Source organism: Saccharopolyspora sp. NPDC002578 (assembly GCF_053592695.1).
On sequence record NZ_JBSFWJ010000011.1, the window covers coordinates 37,836 to 55,352 of the forward strand.

Below are 17,517 nucleotides of genomic sequence, written 5' to 3' on the forward strand. Positions count from 1 at the left end.
CCGGGCATGTCGGAGAACGTCGGTGGAACGACCGTCGGTGAGCAGGACGGCGACCGGGCAGGCGGCGGGCGACGGCGGCTGCGCAAGTCGTACGACTGGGCGAAGACCCGCGCGCAGGTCGTCGGAGTGCTCGCCTCGGTGGTCCGCTGGATCGGCACCCTCGCCGCGCTGGTGCTCACCGTGCACGTGGTGCTCACGGTCGGCGGCGCCAATCCGGACAACGGGATCACCCGCTTCGTGGCCGACTGGTCCCAGCCGCTCGCGCTCGGGTTCTCGAACCTGTTCACGCCGGAGAACCCGCAACTGGCCGTGCTGGTGAACTTCGGCATCGCCGCGGTGTTCTGGTTGATCATCACCTCCATCGCGGTCCGGATCATCAGGGCCTTCGGCTGACCCCGACCCGGTGATGTGATGCACCGCAACGTGTGATGCTTGCACTGAGCTGAACCACCGGTGGCGAAGTGGCGTGACAATGCACGCACTCAGCCGCTCGGCGTGGAGCGCGGATTCCCCACCAGCGAGAGGGATGTGCGTGACACGGACCGAAACGCTCGCCGCACCCACCAGGTACTCGCACGCGCTGCTGCCCGCGTGGCTGTTCCGGATGCTGCGCCCGGCTCCGCTGCCGCTGGACTGGACCCGCATCGTGGCCGCCGCCCTCGGCATCGGCGGCCCCACCCTCGCGGGCATCGCGTTCGACCGGCTCGACGAAGCGGTGCTCGTCTCCGTCGGCGCGCTGTGCGCCAGCTTCTCCGACCTCACCGGCTCCTACCGGTACCGGATCCGCCGCGTCGGGCTCACCGTGCTCAGCGGCGGGTTCGGGTTCGCCGCGGGAGCGCTGGCCCCGACGGCGCTGTGGGCGGCCGTGGTGGTCGTCGCGGTCGCGATCCCGTCCGTGCTCTCCAGCCGCGTCAACGACCTGTGCGCGGCGGCGGGCGCCCAGATGCTCACGTTCTGCGTCGTGGCCACCGGGCACGTCACGGCGGGCATCCCCGTCGGGGAGCAGATCGCGTGGTTCGTCGCCGGCGAGGTCCTGCTGCTGGTGATGGTCGCCGCGACCTGGCCGTTCCGCCGGTCCGCCCCGGCGCGGGGCGCGGTCGCGCGGGTCTTCGAGGCGCTGCTGCGGCTGTTCGACGCCGCCGGGACCGATGCCGCGATCACCGCTCGGCAGGACCTCACGAAGGCGCTCGACAACGCCCACGACATCCTCGTCGGCGGTGCCTCCATCTCCCGCAGCCGGGTGCACGACCGGCTGTACGTGATCCTCACCCGCGCCACCCCCGTCGTGGAGGCGTCGGTGGCGCTCGCGCACGCCCGGATCCGGCCCGCCGAACCCACCTTGGAGGCGATGCGCACCGTCGCGCGCTGCGTGCGGGACGGCACGACCGTGCCGCACTACCGGCCCGCCGCCTCCGGTTCGATCATGGTGCACGCGCTGGACCAGGGACTCGCCGACCTCATCGACTCCTGGCGCCGCGCCAAGGACGCAGACCTGCCGGACTACCGGGAACGGCTCGGCGCGTGGGAGCGCCTGCGGCTGTGGCGCAGCAACATCAGCATCGGCCGCACCGGGTGGCTGCTGACGTTGCGCATGGTGCTGTGCCTGTCGGTCGCCGAAGGCATCGGGATCGCGCTGCAGTTCCAGAACTCGTACTGGATCGCGATGACCGTGGCGCTGGTGCTCAAGCCGAACTCCGGGTCCGTGTTCGCCCGCACCGTGCTGCGCGGCATCGGCTCGCTGGTCGGCGTGCTCATCGCCGGACTCGTGATGCTGGCGGTGCCGTCCGGGTGGGGGCTCGCGATCGCGACGGTGCTGGTCGCCGCGTTCGTCCCCGAGGCGCTGAGCAGGCACTACGGGCTGTTCACCATGGTCGTCACGATGATCGTGCTGCTGCAGATGCACCAGAGCGACCTGTTCGTGGACCAGCTGCCCCGGGTGCGCCTGGTGGATTCGCTGCTCGGCTGCGTGCTGGTGCTCGTCATCGGCTACCTGATGTGGCCGCCGGGACGGAGCCCGGCGCTGGCGGGCAGGCTCGCCGACGCGGTGGACACCGTCTCCGAGTACGTGTCGCTGTCCATGGCCGGGCGGGTCCAGGGCCGGTCCGCGCTGCGCCGCCGCACCTACCGGGAGCTGTCGGACCTGCGGACCGCGCTGCAGCAGCAGCTGATGGAGCCCGCCTCGGTCGGACGCGCCGCCGAAGTGTGGTGGCCGTCGATCATCGTGCTGGAACGGCTGGTGGACGCCGCGACCGAACGCGCGCTGCTGATCGAGCGCGGCGGCGACGACCTGCGGCTGGAGCACACCCAGCGCATCGTCTCGACGATGCGCACCGCCGCCCGCCAGCTGCGCATCCAGCCGGACGCGCCCGCTCACACCCTCCGCAACCGCCTCACCGACGTCTACACCGAAGTCGTGTCCTGAGCGGGATCTCCGCGCTCGCGCGATCCCGCGGGCGGTCCGCGAAGCAGTCCACCGCGGCCAGTTCGAAGACCCGTGCCCGCGCCCTCGGACCCGCTCGTCCGCTGAGGCTGCGCCACCGGAACCGGATGCGGAACGCGCTCACGGGCGCACGCGTTCCGCGAGGTCCTGCAGGACGGCCCGCAACTGGTCGGCGGCCTCCCACACGTCGACGTAGCGAAGCCAGGTCGGTGCGAAGCTGAACCGCATAGTGGTGGGCTCGGCGAGGTCCACGATGACGCCGCGGGACAGCAGTTCCTGGGCCACGTAGTGGGCGTGGCGGTGGGTCACGCAGACGTGGGCGCCGCGGGAGCCCTCCGTCACCGGGACCGGTGCGACGTCCGCGGGCAGTTCCCGCAGGCAGCGCAGGAAGTAGGTGGCCAGTCCCGCCGACTTCGTCGCCAGCGCGGCGGGCGTCGCGCCGCCCAGCGCCGCCAGCCCGGCGCGCAGGTCCGAGATCGCGAACGTCGGCGGCATCGCCGGGAACGACGTGCCGCACCGCTGCACCGCCGCGAGCTCCTCCCGCCGCTGCTGCGAGGTGAACGAATAGCCCGGAGCCCCGGAACCGCCACCGAGGTAGCGGTAGCCGCAGCCGACGGCGAAGTCCGCCTCCCACGCCCGCAGGTCGACCCGCACCGCGCCGGCGGAATGGCTCAGGTCCCACAACGACAGCGCGCCGTGGCGATGCGCCTCCGCGGTGATCGCCGCCGCGTCCCGCACCGCGCCGGAGAGCGGGTCGACGTGCGACATCGCGAGGACCGCGACCTGCTCGTCGAGCAGCGCGGGCAGCTCGGCCACGTCGTCGACCATCCGCAGCGTGCAGCCCGCGAAGTCGGCGGCCGAACGCGCCAGGTAGTGGTCCGCGGCGAAGCAGTTCCGCCCGATCGCCAGCACCCGCCGCTGCGGGCGCAGCGCGGCGGCCGAGCGCAGGGCGTTGAACAGGTTCATCGAGGTCGAATCGGCGACCGCGACCTCCGCGGGCAGCGCCCCGATCAGCGGCGCCACGGCGGACGCGGCCAGCCGCGCCTGCCTGCGCAGGCCGTCGTCGACCTGCGGCCAGCCGGTGTGGTCCCAGCGGTGCTCCACGAACTCCCGCAGCCGCGCGGACGTCGACCTCGGGCGCAGGCCGCCGCTGGTGCCGTCGACCCGGATCATCCCGCCGGGCAGCGCGTAGCGGGCGCGCAGGGTGGCGAGCTCGTCGGCGCGGTCCAGCGCCTCCGCCGCCACTCTCGTGCTCGTCCACACGAGTGAGATTCATACCGCATTGATCGACTGCGCGTCACTGCCCCGTCCAGTTGGCGAAACGTCGATGAACACCGCCGGACGGGTCGTCCTCCCACGTCACGGGGGTGATGGGGTTCGCGGATTCCCGTGGGAAATGTCAGGTGAACGGCCACGCGCAACCGGTCGCCTCAGAAGCGCGGAGCGCCCCACCGGTCGGTGAACACCAGCTCCGCCAGCGCTCGCCGGGAGCGGGGAGCGCGTTCCTTCTCCTGCAACCGGTCCGGCAACCCCTCGGCCGATCCGGGCCGGCCGATCGCGATCGCCACCACCGGATCGAAGCCCGCCGGGACGTCGAACTCGGCGCGCACCGCGTCCCGGTCGAAACCGGCCATCTGATGCGCCACCAAACCCTCCGCAACCGCCTGCAGCACCAGGTTCTGCGTCGCCAGCGCCACGCCGTACTCGCCGTAGGGCAGCGGTTCGCCCTCGTCGTCGAGGGTCCGGGCCACGCCGATCGCCAGCGCCGACGCCGACTCCGCCCAGCCCCGGTTGCCGCGCGAGAGCGTGCCGTGGATCCGGTCGAACGTCGCCTCGCCACGGCGTCCGGCCAAGTACCGCGCGGGCTGCGTGTTGCCCCAGGACGGCGCCCAGCGCGCCGCCTCGAACAGCGCCCGGAACCGCGCGTCGTCGAGCTCCGCGTCCGGATCCAGCGCCCGCGGGCTCCAGCGGGCCGCCAGCAGCGGATGCAGCGGGACGGACGACTCCGCCCGCTTCCCGTCCGGTACCTCGAAATCCTCGGTCACGACTCGATCCTTCCATCGCGGCTCGCAGGGGTCAGCCGCTCCGCCGAGCGGAGCGGCACCGGCGGCGGCTCAGATCGCGTACTCCCACGCCGTCAGCGAATACGCCCCGAACCAGGCGCCGAAGCACACCAGCAGCACCGCCGAGCACACCGCCGTCGTGGCCCGCCGGTGCGCCAGCCCGATCGCCACCGGGATCAGCAGCGGGAACGCGGGCAGCATCAGCCGCACCTTCGAGTACATCAGCCCGTCCGAGCCGAGATCCATCGCCAGCACCGCGAACGCGAACAGCACCAGCGGCCACGGCATCCGGGAGCGGATGCACAGCACCAGCAGCACCAGCGCGGCCAGCACGATCCAGACGGTGAACGTCTCCAGCACCGACTTGTACTGCGTCAACGACTCGATCATGAATTTGCCGGTGGCCACGCCGCCGTCGAACGCCGTGGACCAGCCGCGCTGCTGCAACGCGAAGTAGCCGCCCAGCGAACCGGTCTGCACCGCCACCCAGCCCAGGTACAGCGCCATGCCCGATGGGGCGAGCACCGCGCCCAGCAGCGGCCACCAGCCGTCCTTGCGCTGGTACAGCGCGACGAGCGCCGCGAGCCCCACCACGCCGATCAACGCCGTCGCCGTCGGCCGCACCAGGCCGGAAGCCGCGCAGCACAACCCGGCGAGCAGCCAGTTCCGCTCCAGCACCCCGACCAGCGCCCACACGGCCAGCGCGCAGAACAGCGCCTCCGAATACGCCATCGACAGCGTCACCGCCATCGGCGAGGCCGCGAACAGCACCACCAGCAGCAGCCCCACGCCCGCGGTACCGCCCACCGAGCGCCCGATGCGGAACAGGCCGTAGGCGGCGACGATCCCCGCGATGAGGCTCACCATGACCGCGGACCCGGCCAGGCTGATCCCCGGCACCACGTCGAGCAGCTGCACCAGCAGCGGGTAGCCGGGGAAGAACGCCAGCGGCGTCTCCGGATTCCGGTTCCCGTGCCCGTCGACCATGCTGTTCGCGACGCCGCCGTAGCCGTGCGAAGCGATCTCCAGGTACCACTCGCCGTCCCACGCGCTGAGGTTGTCCGACAGCGCTTCGTCGTTGGCCGCGGACAGCCAGGCGAGCACCAGCAGCCCGAACAGGCGGATTGCGAGGTAAACCACACCGGGTGTCAGGAAGGCCCACCGGGCACCCAGGTCCTCGGCCCCGTCGCGGGCCCGTTCCCACCACCGTTCGACGGGACGTTCTTGCTGGTCGTCGGCCATGTTCCCGCCTCGGGAACGATGCGGCCCGACGGCCTCCGGAGTGGTGGACAAACCGCTCCTCCGCCCTTGTCGACAAACCGGCCTGACAGGTTAGTCGTCAGTCACGGCTATGGGTCTGGGCGGTAACGGTTCGGTAGGCTGGCGCAGCAGCGGAGCGACCAGGCACGGACCGCTCGACCAGCCAGGTCGAAGCTGCTTCTCGCTGGTCGCGGGGCTCCCCGGCACGCCGATCGACTCGGTGTGACCGCGCTGGTGCTCTTCGTCCACCGGCGTCAGTGTGGGACAACCCCCGCACCCGGGACGACCGCTTCCTCCGGGCACCCATACCCGAGGAACGGCGCGAGGAGGTTAGTTTCACGTGGCGCTCGTCGTCCAGAAGTACGGCGGTTCCTCGCTGGAAAGTGCCGACCGGATCAAAAAGGTCGCCGAACGCATCGTGGAGACCCGCAAAGCGGGCAATGACGTGGTCGTCGTGTGCTCGGCGATGGGTGACACCACCGACGAGATGCTCGACCTGGCCCAGCGGGTCAACCCGGCCCCGCCGGAGCGTGAGCTGGACATGCTGCTCACCGCGGGGGAACGGATCTCGAACGCGCTCGTCGCGATGGCCGTGGAGGCGCTCGGCGAGCAGGCCCGCTCGTTCTCCGGTTCGCAGGCCGGGGTGATCACCACTTCGGCGCACCAGAACGCGCGGATCATCGACGTCACCCCAGGTCGAGTGCAGGAAGCGCTCGCCGAGGGGCAGGTGGTGCTCGTCGCCGGTTTCCAAGGCGTCGCGCAGGACACCAAGGACATCACCACGCTCGGCCGCGGCGGGTCGGACACGACGGCGGTCGCCGTCGCTGCCGCCATGAACGCCGACGTGTGCGAGATCTACACCGACGTCGACGGTGTCTACACCGCCGACCCGCGGATCGTGCCGGACGCGAAGCATCTGGAGCACGTCACCTATGAGGAGATGCTGGAGCTGGCCGCGACCGGCGCGAAGGTGCTGCACCTGCGCGCGGTCGAGTACGCCCGCCGCTACGGCGTCACCCTGCACGTCCGCTCGTCGTACTCACCCAAGCCCGGAACGCTCATTTCCGGCTCAGTGGAGGACCTTTCCGTGGAACAGGCGATGATCACCGGCGTCGCGCACGACCGGTCGGAGGCCAAGGTCACCGTGCGCGGTGTGCCGGACAACCGAGGCGTCGCGGGGAAGATCTTCCGCGTGGTCGCCGACGCCGAGGTCGACATCGACATGGTGTTGCAGAACGTCTCGGGCAGCAGCTCCGGGCGCACCGACATCACGTTCACGGTCTCGCGCGACAACGGCGCCGAGGCGGTCGCCGAGCTGGAGAAGATCAAGTCCGAGGTCGGCTTCGAAGAGGTCGTCTACGACGACCACGTGGGCAAGGTGTCGCTGGTCGGCGCGGGGATGCGCTCGCACCCCGGGGTGACGGCGACGTTCTGCGAGGCGCTGTCCAACGCGGGCGTGAACATCGAGATCATCAATACCTCGGAGATCCGCATCTCGGTGCTGATCCGGGACACCCAGCTGGAGGACGCGGTGCGCGCGCTGCACGGCGCCTTCGAGCTCGGTGGCGACGAAGAGGCGGTCGTGTACGCGGGGAGTGGTCGCTGATGGCTCCCACCGTTGCGATCGTCGGCGCCACCGGCGCCGTCGGCACCGTCATGATCGACATCATCAACAACCGCGACTCCGTGCCGTGGGGCGAGATCCGGCTGATCGCCTCCGCGCGCTCGGCGGGCAAGAAGATCACCGTGCGCGGGCAGGAGAGCACCGTCGTCGAGCTCGCCCCGGAGGCGTTCGACGGCGTGGACATCGTGCTGTTCGACGTGCCGGACGAGATCTCCGCGGAGTGGGCGCCGATCGCCGTCGAGCGCGGCGCGATCGCCGTGGACAACTCGGGCGCGTTCCGGATGGACCCCGAGGTGCCGCTGGTGGTGCCGGAGGTCAACCCGGAGAAGGTGCACGAGCGGCCGCGCGGCATCATCGCGAACCCGAACTGCACGACGCTGTCCATGATGGCCTCGCTGGGTGCGCTGCACCGCGAGTTCGGGCTCAAGGAGCTCGTCGTGTCCTCCTACCAGGCCGCTTCCGGCGCCGGTCAGGAAGGCATCGACCGGCTCCACGCGGAGATCGAGGCGCTGGCGGGCAAGCAGGTCGGCGCGCGCGGCGGCGACGTCGCCGAGGCGCTGGCCGCCGCCGGGTTGCCGGAGGAGACGCCGTTCAAGGCGCCGCTGGCGCTGAACGTGGTGCCGTGGGCCGGTTCGCGCAAGGACGACGGGTGGACCTCGGAGGAGCTGAAGGTCCGCAACGAGTCCCGCAAGATCCTGGGCATCCCGGAGCTGAAGGTCTCCGCGACCTGCGTGCGGGTTCCCGTGGTGACCACGCACTCGCTGGCCGTGCACGCGGTCTTCGAGCGCGAGGTGAGCGTGGCCGAGGCGCACCGGGTGTTCGAGGCGCAGTCCTCGATCGTCCTGCAGGACGACCCGGACAAGCTGGAGTTCCCCACGCCGGCGGCCGTCGTCGGTGCCGACCCGACCTACGTCGGGCGGGTGCGCCAGGCGCTGGACTTCACGAACACGCTGGACTTCTTCGTGTGCGGGGACAACCTGCGCAAGGGTGCGGCGCTGAACACCTACGAGATCGCCGAGACGCTGGTGAAGTGACCTCGCGACCTCGCTGACGGGCGCCTTCCTCCTGGCCGGGAGGAAGGCGCCCTTCTTTTGCCTGACGGATTCAGTGTCGAACGCCAGTTCGCTCGAACGTGTGTTCATCTTCTGCCGGTCTGAAGTCCTGTTCGTCTGGTGGCGATGTATCAGGCATGACCAACATGACGCATAGCGAATACGTGCCCACCTTCGCCCACCGGCTCGCCTTGCCGGAGAGCGAATTCCGCTTCGAGATCCAACACGGACATGCGGTCCCGCTGAGGTCTCGTCCACTGCACCAGCGCGCGGTCATCAAGGCGTGCCGCGAGCTGTCGGCCCGGATTCCGGATGCGCTGGAGGTCGTCTACCGACCTCCGCTGATCACCTCCGCGGCCGATCCGCCGACGGTGCGCCTGCCCGATGTCGTGATCATCACCGCCGAGCTGATCGATGTGAACATCGATTACCTGACCGCCGCCGACGTGCTTGGTCTGGTCGAAATCGTCGAACCGGGCTCCCGCGACCGGGATCTTGTGACGAAGCGCGCCGAGTACGCCGCTGCGGAGATCCCGTGCTACTCGACGATCGATCTCGGGGGCTTCGATTTCCGATCGTCACCGGTTCTGGTTCATCACTGGGGCACCATCCCGGAGTTGGGCGGCGTTCGCATGGTGTGGCGGGATGCGTTCGACTTCGACTTGGCCGGCTTGCTTTGGGCCTCGTCCGGACGTCCGCCATGACCTGGAACCGGGTTTCCGGTTTTCGGGACCGGCCCGGTTAGGTTGGGGTCATGAGCTCCGCACCGGTCGTTCTCGGCATTGATCTCGGCACCACGGCGACGAAGGTCGTCGCCGCCACCCGCGACGCCGAGGTGCTGCACCAGACCGAGCGCGGCTACCCGTTGCGGACCGACGAGACGGGCGAGGCGACGCAGGACCCGCGGCAGGTGCGGGACGCGGCGATCGAGGCGCTCACCGAATGCGTGACCTGGGCTCGCGAGCAGGGGCACGAGGTGCGGGCGCTCTCGTTCAGCACCGCGATGCACACCCTGGTGGGTCTGGACTCGGCCGGGGAACCGGTGACGCCGGCGTTCAACTGGGCCGACACCCGCGCCGCCGAGGTCGCGAAGCGGCTGCGCGCCGACGAGTCCGGGGCCGCCGCCGAGCTGCACCGGGCCACCGGCACGCCGGTGCACACCCAGTCGGTGATGGTGAAGCTCGCTTGGCTGACCGGGCAGCGCACCGACCTCACCGCCGGGGTCGAGCGCTGGGGCGCGCTGAAGGACTTCGTGTTCGGGGCGTTCGTCGACGAGTTCGTGACCGACTACTCGCTGGCTTCCGGCAGCGGGCTGCAGGACATGCACTCGCTGGACTGGCACGAGCCGGCGCTGGCGGTGGCGGGAGTCCGCGCCGAGCAGCTGCCCGAGATCAAGGCGCCGACCGAGTCGCTGCCGCTGACGGCTCGGATGGCCGCGGCCACCGGACTGCCCGAGGGGCTGCCGGTGGTGCTCGGCGGCGGCGACGGGCCGCTGGCGAACCTCGGGGTCGGTGCCACCAGTCCGGGGGTGGCCGCGCTGTCGCTCGGGACCAGCGGGGCGCTGCGGGTGGTGCGGGAACGGCCCGGTGTCGACGACGCGTGCCGCACCTTCAGCTACGCCCTCGCCGACGGGCTCTGGGTGATCGGCGGCGCGGTGAGCAACGGTGCCGTGGTGGGGCAGTGGGCGGCCGACACGTTCGGCGTCGACGTCGCCGACCTGCTCGACGAGGCGCTGGCCGTCGAACCGGGCGCCGAAGGGCTGCTCGCCCTGCCGTACCTGCTGGGGGAGCGGGCGCCCTGGTGGGAGCCGGGTCTGACCGGGGCGTTCGTGGGGCTGCGCAGGTCGCACGGGCGGGCCGAGATGACCCGCGCGGTCGTCGAGGGCGTGGCGCAGCAGCTGGCGCTGGTCAAGGAGGCCGTGCACGACGCGGGCGCGCACGTGCGCGCCGTGCGGGCGACCGGAGGGGGGTTCCGCAGCGAGGTGTGGGCCGCCGCGATCTCCGCGGCGCTGGGCATGGAGCTGGAACTCGCCGAGAGCAGCGGCGGGTCCGGGCTCGGTGCGGTGCTGCTGGGTTGGCGGGCGCTCGGCGAACTCGACTCCTTGGAATCCGCGTCCGAGCTGGTGCGGCCCGAACGCGTCGTCGCCCCGGACGCCGACGCGGCGGAGCTGCTCGCCCGCCGCCGCCCGCTGGTCGACCAGCTGCACCGGACGCTGCGCACCCTGGAGCTCTGACCACCCGCGTTCGGCCGCGGATCGACACCGGACCGGCATTGTTTTGACTGGTTCCAGTTTGTTCGTGGCATACTGCTGGTGCGATGAACCAGCACAGCGATCCCGGTACCGGGCACACCGACGCTGCGGACGGCCACGCGGTCGCCCTCCGCAGGCGGTTGCGCGACGCCGGGCTGCGGGTCACCAAGCCCCGCGTCGCGGTGCTGCGCTGGCTGGCGGGGCACCCGCACTCGACCGCGGACCAAGCCGTGAGCGCGGTGCGACCCGAGCTCGGCGGGGTCTCCACGCAGGCCGTCTACGACGTGCTGCGCGCGTGCACCGCGGCCGGACTGCTGCGGAGGATCGAACCCGCCGGTCACCCGGCCAGGTTCGAGGCCAGGACCGCCGACAACCACCACCACCTGGTCTGCCGCCGCTGCGGCCGCACCGAGGACGTCGACTGTGTGCACGGCGCCGCGCCCTGCCTGACCCCGTCCGACTCCGCCGGGTACGCGGTGGACGAGGCCGAGGTCGTGTACTGGGGCGTGTGCCCGGACTGCCGTTCCGCCGCACGACCGACCGGCGACCAGCTCGCCGACCCGAACCGGGGCGCCCGATCCGGTCGCGCCCCTGGCCGCTGACTGCGGCTCCCACCACAAGGATCCAGGTCCGGACCGGCGAGTCCGGACCTGGATCCGAGGGAAATCCCGGTCAAGGCTGTCTTTGATCTTGGCCTGCGTAGGGGCGAGTGGCGGAACCTCAGGCGTCTTCTCGCTGCGGGATCTTTTTCCCAAGTGGCTCCGCCACGAGGGAAAAAGCTGTCCTCGCGAGAAGACGACTGAGAACCCGCGGGTGTTCGGCTTGCTCAAGCTGGTCGCTGCTCAGCGGCTTCGCCGCTGACAGGACAGAGATCAAAGCCCCGGCGCTCGCGGAGCGGTCGGGTAGCGCGGGTTCTCACAACGTGGGAGCTCGTGGGGGTGTTGTGAAGGTGTGTGTCGCTGTCGGCGTGAGCTGGTGAGCGGGTGGCGGGCTGTTGGGGTCCGGCTGTGGTGGCGCTGGCTCTGATCTGGGGAAATGCGTTCTCTGGTGGGGTGTTCACTGCCTTTTCGGGGGGCTTGTTCCGGTGGTGTTCGGTGTGCGTTGCCGAAGTTGGGCCGGGTCTGGCAAAAAACCTGCACTTCCGGGTTCTCGCGCTGCCCAGATCATCTTCGTACGCTGCAGGAAAAGACCTGATCTTCGGGAGGTGCCCTGGTGTTCAAGCGAACCGGTCTTCGGGTGACGGCGGCCGCGTGCTGCGCCGCGGCGTTCCTGGCGACCCCCGCCTCCGCGGGGACCGGCGGTCCGGGGGCTCCGGGGGCGGGTGATCCCTACTTCCCCGAATACGGCAACGGCGGCTACGACGTGTCGCACTACGACGTGCGGCTGCGCTACGAACCGCGGGACGACCGGCTCGCCGGCACCACGACGATCGTGGCGAAGCCGACCCAGAACCTCACCGCGTTCAACCTCGACTTCGCGCTGCCGGTGAAGTCGATCCGGGTCAACGGCAACCCCTCGGCCTTCCAGCAGCAGGGCACCGAACTCACCGTCACGCCGCCCGCCGAACTGCCCGCGGGTGCCGAGGCCACGTTCGTCGTCGACTACGACGGCGTGCCCTCCAGCGTCGAGGTCGACGGGCTCAACCCGTGGATCCGCACCTCCGACGGCGCGCTGGCCATCGGCGAGCCGGAGATCTCCGCGTGGTGGTTCCCCGGCAACGACCACCCCAGGGACAAGGCCACCTTCGACATCGCCGTCGACGTGCCCGACGGCACCGAGGTGCTGTCCAACGGCGTGAACACCGACACCTCCACGCTGGCCGGTCGCACCACGTGGAAGTGGCGCACCACCAAGCCGACCGCCACGTACCTGGCCTTCCTGGGCATCGGCCAGTACGCGATCAACACGAAGACCGGCGCCTTCGGGCAGCCTTTCGTCACCGCCTACGCCGACGGCCTCGGCGAGGTCGAGGGCGCGGCCAAGGCCAGCGTCGAGCGGACCCCGGAGGTGCTGGACTTCCTCGCCGGGCTGTTCGGCGAGTACCCGTTCGAGGCGCAGGGCGGCGTGGTCCCGGCGGAAGGCCTGAACTTCGCGCTGGAGAACCAGACCAGGCCCACCTACAGCCCGAAGTTCTTCCAGGACGGGGCCAACACGTCCGTCGTCGTGCACGAGAACGCCCACCAGTGGTTCGGCGACTCGGTGTCGGTGGACACCTGGCGCGACATCTGGCTCAACGAGGGCTTCGCCAGCTACTCGGAATGGCTGTGGTCGGAGCAGCAGGGCACCGGAACGGCGCAAGAACTGTTCGACCACTACTACTCGACCGCACCCGAGGACGCGTTCTGGCAGGTCGCTCCCGGTGAGCCGGGGCCGGACAACATCTTCGGCGACGCCGTGTACGACCGCGGCGCGCTGACCCTGCACGCCCTGCGCAACGTCATCGGCGACGAAGCGCTGCTCGACGTGGTGCGCACCTGGGTCGAGGACAAGCGGTACTCCACCGGCACCGTGGAGGACTTCATCGCGCTCACCGAGCAGCGCTCCGGAAAGCAGCTCGACGAGTTCTTCCAGGCGTGGCTGTTCACGCCGGGCAAGCCCGCCGCCACCCCGGAGAACGGGGTCCCGGCATCGGCCACCCGGGCCGGGGTGGCAGTGCCGGAGGCGGTGGCCGAGATCGACGCCACCCACCGGCACGTGCACGACGACCACTGATCAGCCGTCCGGGTGCCGGGGCGGCGCGCCCGTCCCGGCACCCGGACGCAGCTTTCAGCCGAGGCCGTCGAGCGCTTCGCGGACCGGCAGCATCTTCGCCGCCGCCTCCGCGACCTCCAGGTCCGGATCGGAACCGGCGACGATGCCGCCCCCGGCGAACAACCGGGCCCGCCCGCCCGCGCCGCCGGGGGAACCGCCGTCCTCGATCTGCGCGCAGCGCAACGCGATCCCCAGCTCCCCGTTGCCCGCGTCGTCCACCCAGCCGACGGGGCCGCTGTAGCGACCGCGGTCCATGCCTTCCAAGCGTCCGATCAGCGAGACCGCCGCGGGAGTGGGCGTCCCGCCGACCGCGGCGCTCGGGTGCACCGCGGCAGCCAGCCGCAGCAACGCCGCCACGCCGTTGCTCGCCGCGTGCTCGTGCAGTTCACCGGTGATGTGCGACGCCAGGTGCAACACGTTGCGCAGCCGCAGCACCTCCGGCCGTTCCGGCACTGCCAGCTCACCGCAGAACGGCCGGAGCTCGGCGGCCAGCGACTCGGTGGCGAAGGCGTGCTCCGACAGGTCCTTCGCCGACCCGAGCAGGGTGGAGGCGAGTTCGTCGGCGCTGACACCGGGTCGCGGCCACGTCGTCCCGGCCAGCACCCGCGACCGGATGCGCCGCCCCGTGCGCTCCAGCAGCAGCTCCGGCGTCGCCCCCACCAGGCCGTCCACCGCGAAGCTCCAGCAACCGGGATAGCGCGCCGCGAGATTGCCCAGCAGGTAGCGGGCGTCCAGCGGTTCGGCCGTGGTCGCCAGCAGGTCGTGCGCCAGCACCACCTTCCGCACCGCCTCGCCGTCCGAGCCGATCGCGTGACCGGAACCCCCCGGGCCCAAGATCCGCACCGCCTCGGCCACCGACCGCCGGTACCGCTCGGGGGACACGGCGCCCGCGTCGTAGCGGACCGCGCCGGGCTCGCCCACCGGCAGCCGAGGAGCCGTCGACGGCTGACCCACGGTCGTGATCCAGCGGACGCCGTCGCGGGACCCCACCACGACCTCCGGCACGACGACCACGGAATCGCCCGGCCGATCGGCGAACGCGAAGCTGGTGAACGCCACCGGGCCGGTGCCCGGCAACCGCACCTCGTCGTGCACCTCCACGCGTTCGCACCAGGAGTGCCACCAGGCGTCGGCCGCCGCGAACCGCTCCGGCCCCGAAGTGTCCAGCCGAGCCGCGCACCCCCAGCCGACCAGACCCTCCCCGCCGCGGACCCAGCTGACCGGGGACCGGTCGGGCAGCAGCTCCAGCAGCGCCGCGGTGCGCCGCGGGTCGTCCTCGGGGATCGCGATGGTGCGGACGGTCAGCGGACTCGGGGATGTCGCCACGCGTAGAGCCTAGGTGCGGCTGCCCGAGGAGGTCATGACCCGGCTCCTACAATCGGCGATCGTGGCGAGCGACGAGGTGCCCCCGGAGGCGACCGACACCGACGACGGCGGGCACCGGTGGACGGCGCGGCGCGTTCGACGAGCCTGCGCCCGCGGTGTCCTGGTCCTCGGCGTGCTGCTGACCGTGCTCGGCCTGTCCGTGGTCGTGGCCTGCGCCATCGACGACCGCACCATCGCCGAATCCCAGGGCGACGGGGTGGCCGAAGTGCTGGACACCTCGCTGACCCGCACCGTCGTCCGGTTCAGCACCCCCGAAGGCCGGGTGCACATCCCGCAGGACGGCGTGCTCTACCCCGGTGGCCTGCAACAAGGCCAGTTCGTGCGCGTCGAGTACGACACCCGCAACCCCGACCTGGTCCGCGTCGCGGGCCGCGGCATGGTGCTGTCCCTGCTGCCGGTGGCCGGCTGGCTCGCCGGGCTCTGGGTCGTCGTCGGCGGAGCGCACTGGCTGTTGCGCCGTCCCGCGCCGGTCGAACGCTGAACAACCGGGAATTCCGTCCCTTCCGCGCCGCCCGGCACGGCGGCCACAGTGGGCTCAGGTGACCCCGCGGTAGCGGGTGAACCGGGTGGGGCCGACGGCCGCACCAGCGAGTGTCAAGTGGTCTCGCGACCAGCGGTCCAGCCCGCACCACCGGGTGCGGCCCCCGCGAGGTGGGTGAGCGCGTCATGGACACGATGAACTTCGGAACGGACGACCGGTGGTCCGGCCGGGTCGCCGCCGCCGGAAACCCGGACAGGTGGCCGGCATCGGACGGTGCGACGGCCGCCGACCCCGGCGGGCAGGACACGCCCGCGCCGGAGACGAAGCGACCCGAGTGGGTCCTGGGAGTCCCGGCAGCCCCTGCGGAGAACCGGGCCGTGCCGGACGGGGCGGCCCCCGCGGACCTCGCGCGGTACTGCCTGATGCTGGGCGACGACGCGCTGCTGCTGGCGCACCGCCTGTCCGCGTGGGGCGTGCGGGGCCCCGACCTGGAAGAGGGCGCCGCGCTCGCGGCGATCACCGTGGACCTGCTCGACCAGGCCCGGCCGCTGCTGGCCCGCGCCGCCGAACTCGAAGGCGCTGGCCGCGACGCCGACGGGCTCGCCTACCACCGCGACAGCAGCCGGTTCCGCAACGTCCGGCTCGCCGAGATCGACTGCGGTCCGGGCCCCGGCGGCGACTTCGCCCTGACCGTCGCCCGGTTGCTGCTGTTCGCCTCGTGGCGCCACGCCGTGTTCGAGCGGCTCGCCGGCACCCGCGACCCGGTCCTGTCGGCCATCGCCATGCGGACCTGGCGGGTGCTGCTGCGCCACCGCGAGCACGCCGCGCAGTGGGTGATCAGGCTCGGCGACGGCGGACCTGAGTCGCGCACCCGGATGCTCGACGCGCTGCAACGGCTGTGGCCGCTGACCGGTGAGCTGTTCGCGGTGCACCCGGTGGAGCGCAGGCTGGCCGCGGCGAACTGCGCGGTGGCCCCCGACGTGGTGCGCGCCGACGTGGCCGCGGTGCTGGACGAAACGCTGTCGGTGGCCCGGCTCGACCTGCCCGACCTCACCGAAGTGCCCTGGACGGGCACCGGGGGGCGCTACGGCGCGCACACCGAGTCGATGCCGTTCGTGCTCGCCGACATGCAGCACCTGGTGCGGGCCGATCCGGTCGAACCGTGATGATTCCGTTTCCGCGAATGAGTACTTTCCCGCAGGATCCGCCGCGGCGGTGCGGGCAAAGTGGGTGCGATGCCGGGAAGAACCCGGCGGGTCCGCCGCAGGACCGTCTTGGGGGCGAAGGTGGTACGCGGAAACCGAACGGAAGGCGCAACTGGAGATGGACGGTTTCTGGTTGGCAGTGCTAGTGGGAACGTTCGCGGGTGGCGCCGGCGCGGCGGGCACGCTGCTGGCCTGCCGCCTGCTGCGGAAGCGGTCGGCGCCCCCTGAACCGGTCGTGCCGCCCCGACCGGCAGTGGAGATCCGCGGAGATCACGGGCTCGGTGAACCGGGCCGGGTCGACACCTTGCTCCGCGACCTGCACCGGTGCGAGCAGGCGGTGGCGCGGGCCAGGTGCGCCGTCGAATCGGTGTCGTCGGCCCGAGCGCGCGAAGCCCTGCTGATGGTGGTCCGCCGGATGGACGCCGAGCTCCCCAGCGTGGAGGCCCTCGTGGAAGTGGGGCGCGGCCTCGGTGCCGGAGCCCCGCGGGGCCTGCCGGACGCGGAACGCGGCGACGTCGTGCTGCGCAGGGTGCACGTCCAGATCGCCGACGTCGCCGAGCGCTTCGGCATGATCACCGATCACGTGCTGGACATCGTCGTCGACCTCGTCGCCGCACCGGACCTGCACCGGATGCACCACGAGGTCGCCGTGCTGCGCGACCAGTTCCCGCTGCTGCGGCCCATGTCAGCGGTGTTCGGCCCCGGCGAGCGGGCAACGGGAGGCGCCGCGCACGACCTCTCGGCTCCCGCGATGTCCGCTTTTTGATGTCTTGTTCTTGGCGTGAGCAGGGGTCGGGTGGCGGAACCTCAGTCGTCTTCTCGCTGCGGGATCTTTTTCCCGAGTGGCTCCGCCACGAGGGAAAAAGCCGTCCTCGCGAGAGACCGACTGAGAACCCGCCGGTGGTCGCCTTGCTTGCGTGGGCTATTCGCTGCGCGAATACAGGCACGGCCTTCGGCCGCAAGGCAGACTCGCTTCGCTCGTCCACTGCACGGCTTCGCCGCAA

Annotated in this window: 15 protein-coding genes; 11 read left to right on the forward strand and 4 right to left on the reverse strand. The window is 71.5% G+C overall.

Translation table 11 applies throughout. The annotated features are described in order from the left end of the window. Window positions 1-6 precede the first annotated feature (6 nt). Together ACWD38_RS08050 and ACWD38_RS08055 are read left to right on the forward strand one after the other, a co-directional pair. Entirely contained in the window at window positions 7-393 is a 387-nt protein-coding gene (locus tag ACWD38_RS08050; RefSeq protein WP_184483683.1) for a hypothetical protein, read from the forward strand. Window positions 394-532: 139 nt separating this feature from the next. Beyond that, window positions 533-2,422, forward strand: a complete 1,890-nt coding sequence (locus ACWD38_RS08055) for an FUSC family protein (protein WP_343071616.1) — start codon at window positions 533-535, stop codon at window positions 2,420-2,422. 138 nt (window positions 2,423-2,560) lie between these two features. Here the strand turns inward: ACWD38_RS08055 and ACWD38_RS08060 are convergent, their stop codons facing one another. From ACWD38_RS08060 to ACWD38_RS08070, 3 genes are all read right to left on the reverse strand, one after another. Next, a complete protein-coding gene (locus ACWD38_RS08060) occupies window positions 2,561-3,685 on the reverse strand; it encodes an aminotransferase class V-fold PLP-dependent enzyme (protein WP_343071615.1) in 1,125 nt (374 codons plus the stop codon). A 185-nt stretch (window positions 3,686-3,870) separates the two neighbouring features. Next, a complete protein-coding gene (locus ACWD38_RS08065; protein WP_450123650.1) occupies window positions 3,871-4,485 on the reverse strand; it encodes a nitroreductase family protein in 615 nt (204 codons plus the stop codon). 69 nt (window positions 4,486-4,554) lie between these two features. Then, a complete protein-coding gene (locus ACWD38_RS08070) occupies window positions 4,555-5,745 on the reverse strand; it encodes a mannosyltransferase family protein (RefSeq protein WP_450123651.1) in 1,191 nt (396 codons plus the stop codon). Window positions 5,746-6,103: 358 nt separating this feature from the next. Here ACWD38_RS08070 and ACWD38_RS08075 point away from each other — a divergent pair, with 358 nt between their 5' ends. From ACWD38_RS08075 to ACWD38_RS08100, 6 genes are all read left to right on the forward strand, one after another. Continuing rightward, window positions 6,104-7,369: an aspartate kinase gene (locus ACWD38_RS08075; protein WP_184483673.1), complete on the forward strand. Its 1,266-nt coding sequence runs from the start codon at window positions 6,104-6,106 to the stop codon at window positions 7,367-7,369. Continuing rightward, a complete protein-coding gene (locus ACWD38_RS08080; RefSeq protein WP_184483671.1) occupies window positions 7,369-8,421 on the forward strand; it encodes an aspartate-semialdehyde dehydrogenase in 1,053 nt (350 codons plus the stop codon). The genes ACWD38_RS08075 and ACWD38_RS08080 overlap by 1 nt, the downstream gene beginning before the upstream one ends. A gap of 155 nt (window positions 8,422-8,576) precedes the next feature. Beyond that, window positions 8,577-9,143, forward strand: coding sequence for a Uma2 family endonuclease (locus ACWD38_RS08085; protein ID WP_450123652.1), 567 nt, complete (start codon window positions 8,577-8,579; stop codon window positions 9,141-9,143). Window positions 9,144-9,193: 50 nt separating this feature from the next. Next, entirely contained in the window at window positions 9,194-10,672 is a 1,479-nt protein-coding gene (locus ACWD38_RS08090; RefSeq protein WP_184483666.1) for a gluconokinase, read from the forward strand. Between the two features lie 83 nt (window positions 10,673-10,755). Further along, a complete protein-coding gene (locus tag ACWD38_RS08095; RefSeq protein WP_450123653.1) occupies window positions 10,756-11,292 on the forward strand; it encodes a Fur family transcriptional regulator in 537 nt (178 codons plus the stop codon). A gap of 610 nt (window positions 11,293-11,902) precedes the next feature. Beyond that, window positions 11,903-13,402 (forward strand): M1 family aminopeptidase, encoded by a 1,500-nt coding sequence (locus tag ACWD38_RS08100; protein ID WP_184476062.1) that lies wholly within the window; start codon window positions 11,903-11,905, stop codon window positions 13,400-13,402. A gap of 54 nt (window positions 13,403-13,456) precedes the next feature. Here ACWD38_RS08100 and ACWD38_RS08105 read toward each other — a convergent pair whose 3' ends face one another. Further along, entirely contained in the window at window positions 13,457-14,767 is a 1,311-nt protein-coding gene (locus tag ACWD38_RS08105; RefSeq protein ID WP_450123654.1) for an isochorismate synthase, read from the reverse strand. A 34-nt stretch (window positions 14,768-14,801) separates the two neighbouring features. On the opposite strand from ACWD38_RS08105, the gene ACWD38_RS08110 reads away from it, so the two are divergent. The 3 genes from ACWD38_RS08110 to ACWD38_RS08120 all read left to right on the forward strand — a co-directional run bounded on the left by ACWD38_RS08110 (window position 14,802) and on the right by ACWD38_RS08120 (window position 17,279). Further along, a complete protein-coding gene (locus ACWD38_RS08110; protein ID WP_246456641.1) occupies window positions 14,802-15,308 on the forward strand; it encodes a DUF3592 domain-containing protein in 507 nt (168 codons plus the stop codon). 185 nt (window positions 15,309-15,493) lie between these two features. Continuing rightward, complete coding sequence (gene paaC / locus ACWD38_RS08115) at window positions 15,494-16,474, forward strand: 1,2-phenylacetyl-CoA epoxidase subunit PaaC (protein ID WP_246456642.1); 981 nt, start codon at window positions 15,494-15,496, stop codon at window positions 16,472-16,474. A 178-nt stretch (window positions 16,475-16,652) separates the two neighbouring features. Continuing rightward, window positions 16,653-17,279 (forward strand): hypothetical protein, encoded by a 627-nt coding sequence (locus tag ACWD38_RS08120; protein WP_343071676.1) that lies wholly within the window; start codon window positions 16,653-16,655, stop codon window positions 17,277-17,279. Window positions 17,280-17,517: the final 238 nt, after the last annotated feature.

What these genes read in the sequence shown, in the direction of transcription:
- ACWD38_RS08050 (WP_184483683.1), top strand. Translation starts at nt 7, where the DNA reads ATGTCGGAGAACGTCGGTGGAACGACCGTCGGTGAGCAGGACGGCGAC.
- ACWD38_RS08080 (WP_184483671.1), top strand. Translation starts at nt 7,369, where the DNA reads ATGGCTCCCACCGTTGCGATCGTCGGCGCCACCGGCGCCGTCGGCACC.
- ACWD38_RS08095 (WP_450123653.1), top strand. Translation starts at nt 10,756, where the DNA reads ATGAACCAGCACAGCGATCCCGGTACCGGGCACACCGACGCTGCGGAC.
- ACWD38_RS08085 (WP_450123652.1), top strand. Translation starts at nt 8,577, where the DNA reads ATGACCAACATGACGCATAGCGAATACGTGCCCACCTTCGCCCACCGG.
- ACWD38_RS08070 (WP_450123651.1), bottom strand. Translation starts at nt 5,745, where the DNA reads ATGGCCGACGACCAGCAAGAACGTCCCGTCGAACGGTGGTGGGAACGG.
- ACWD38_RS08110 (WP_246456641.1), top strand. Translation starts at nt 14,802, where the DNA reads ATGACCCGGCTCCTACAATCGGCGATCGTGGCGAGCGACGAGGTGCCC.
- ACWD38_RS08090 (WP_184483666.1), top strand. Translation starts at nt 9,194, where the DNA reads ATGAGCTCCGCACCGGTCGTTCTCGGCATTGATCTCGGCACCACGGCG.
- paaC (WP_246456642.1), top strand. Translation starts at nt 15,494, where the DNA reads ATGGACACGATGAACTTCGGAACGGACGACCGGTGGTCCGGCCGGGTC.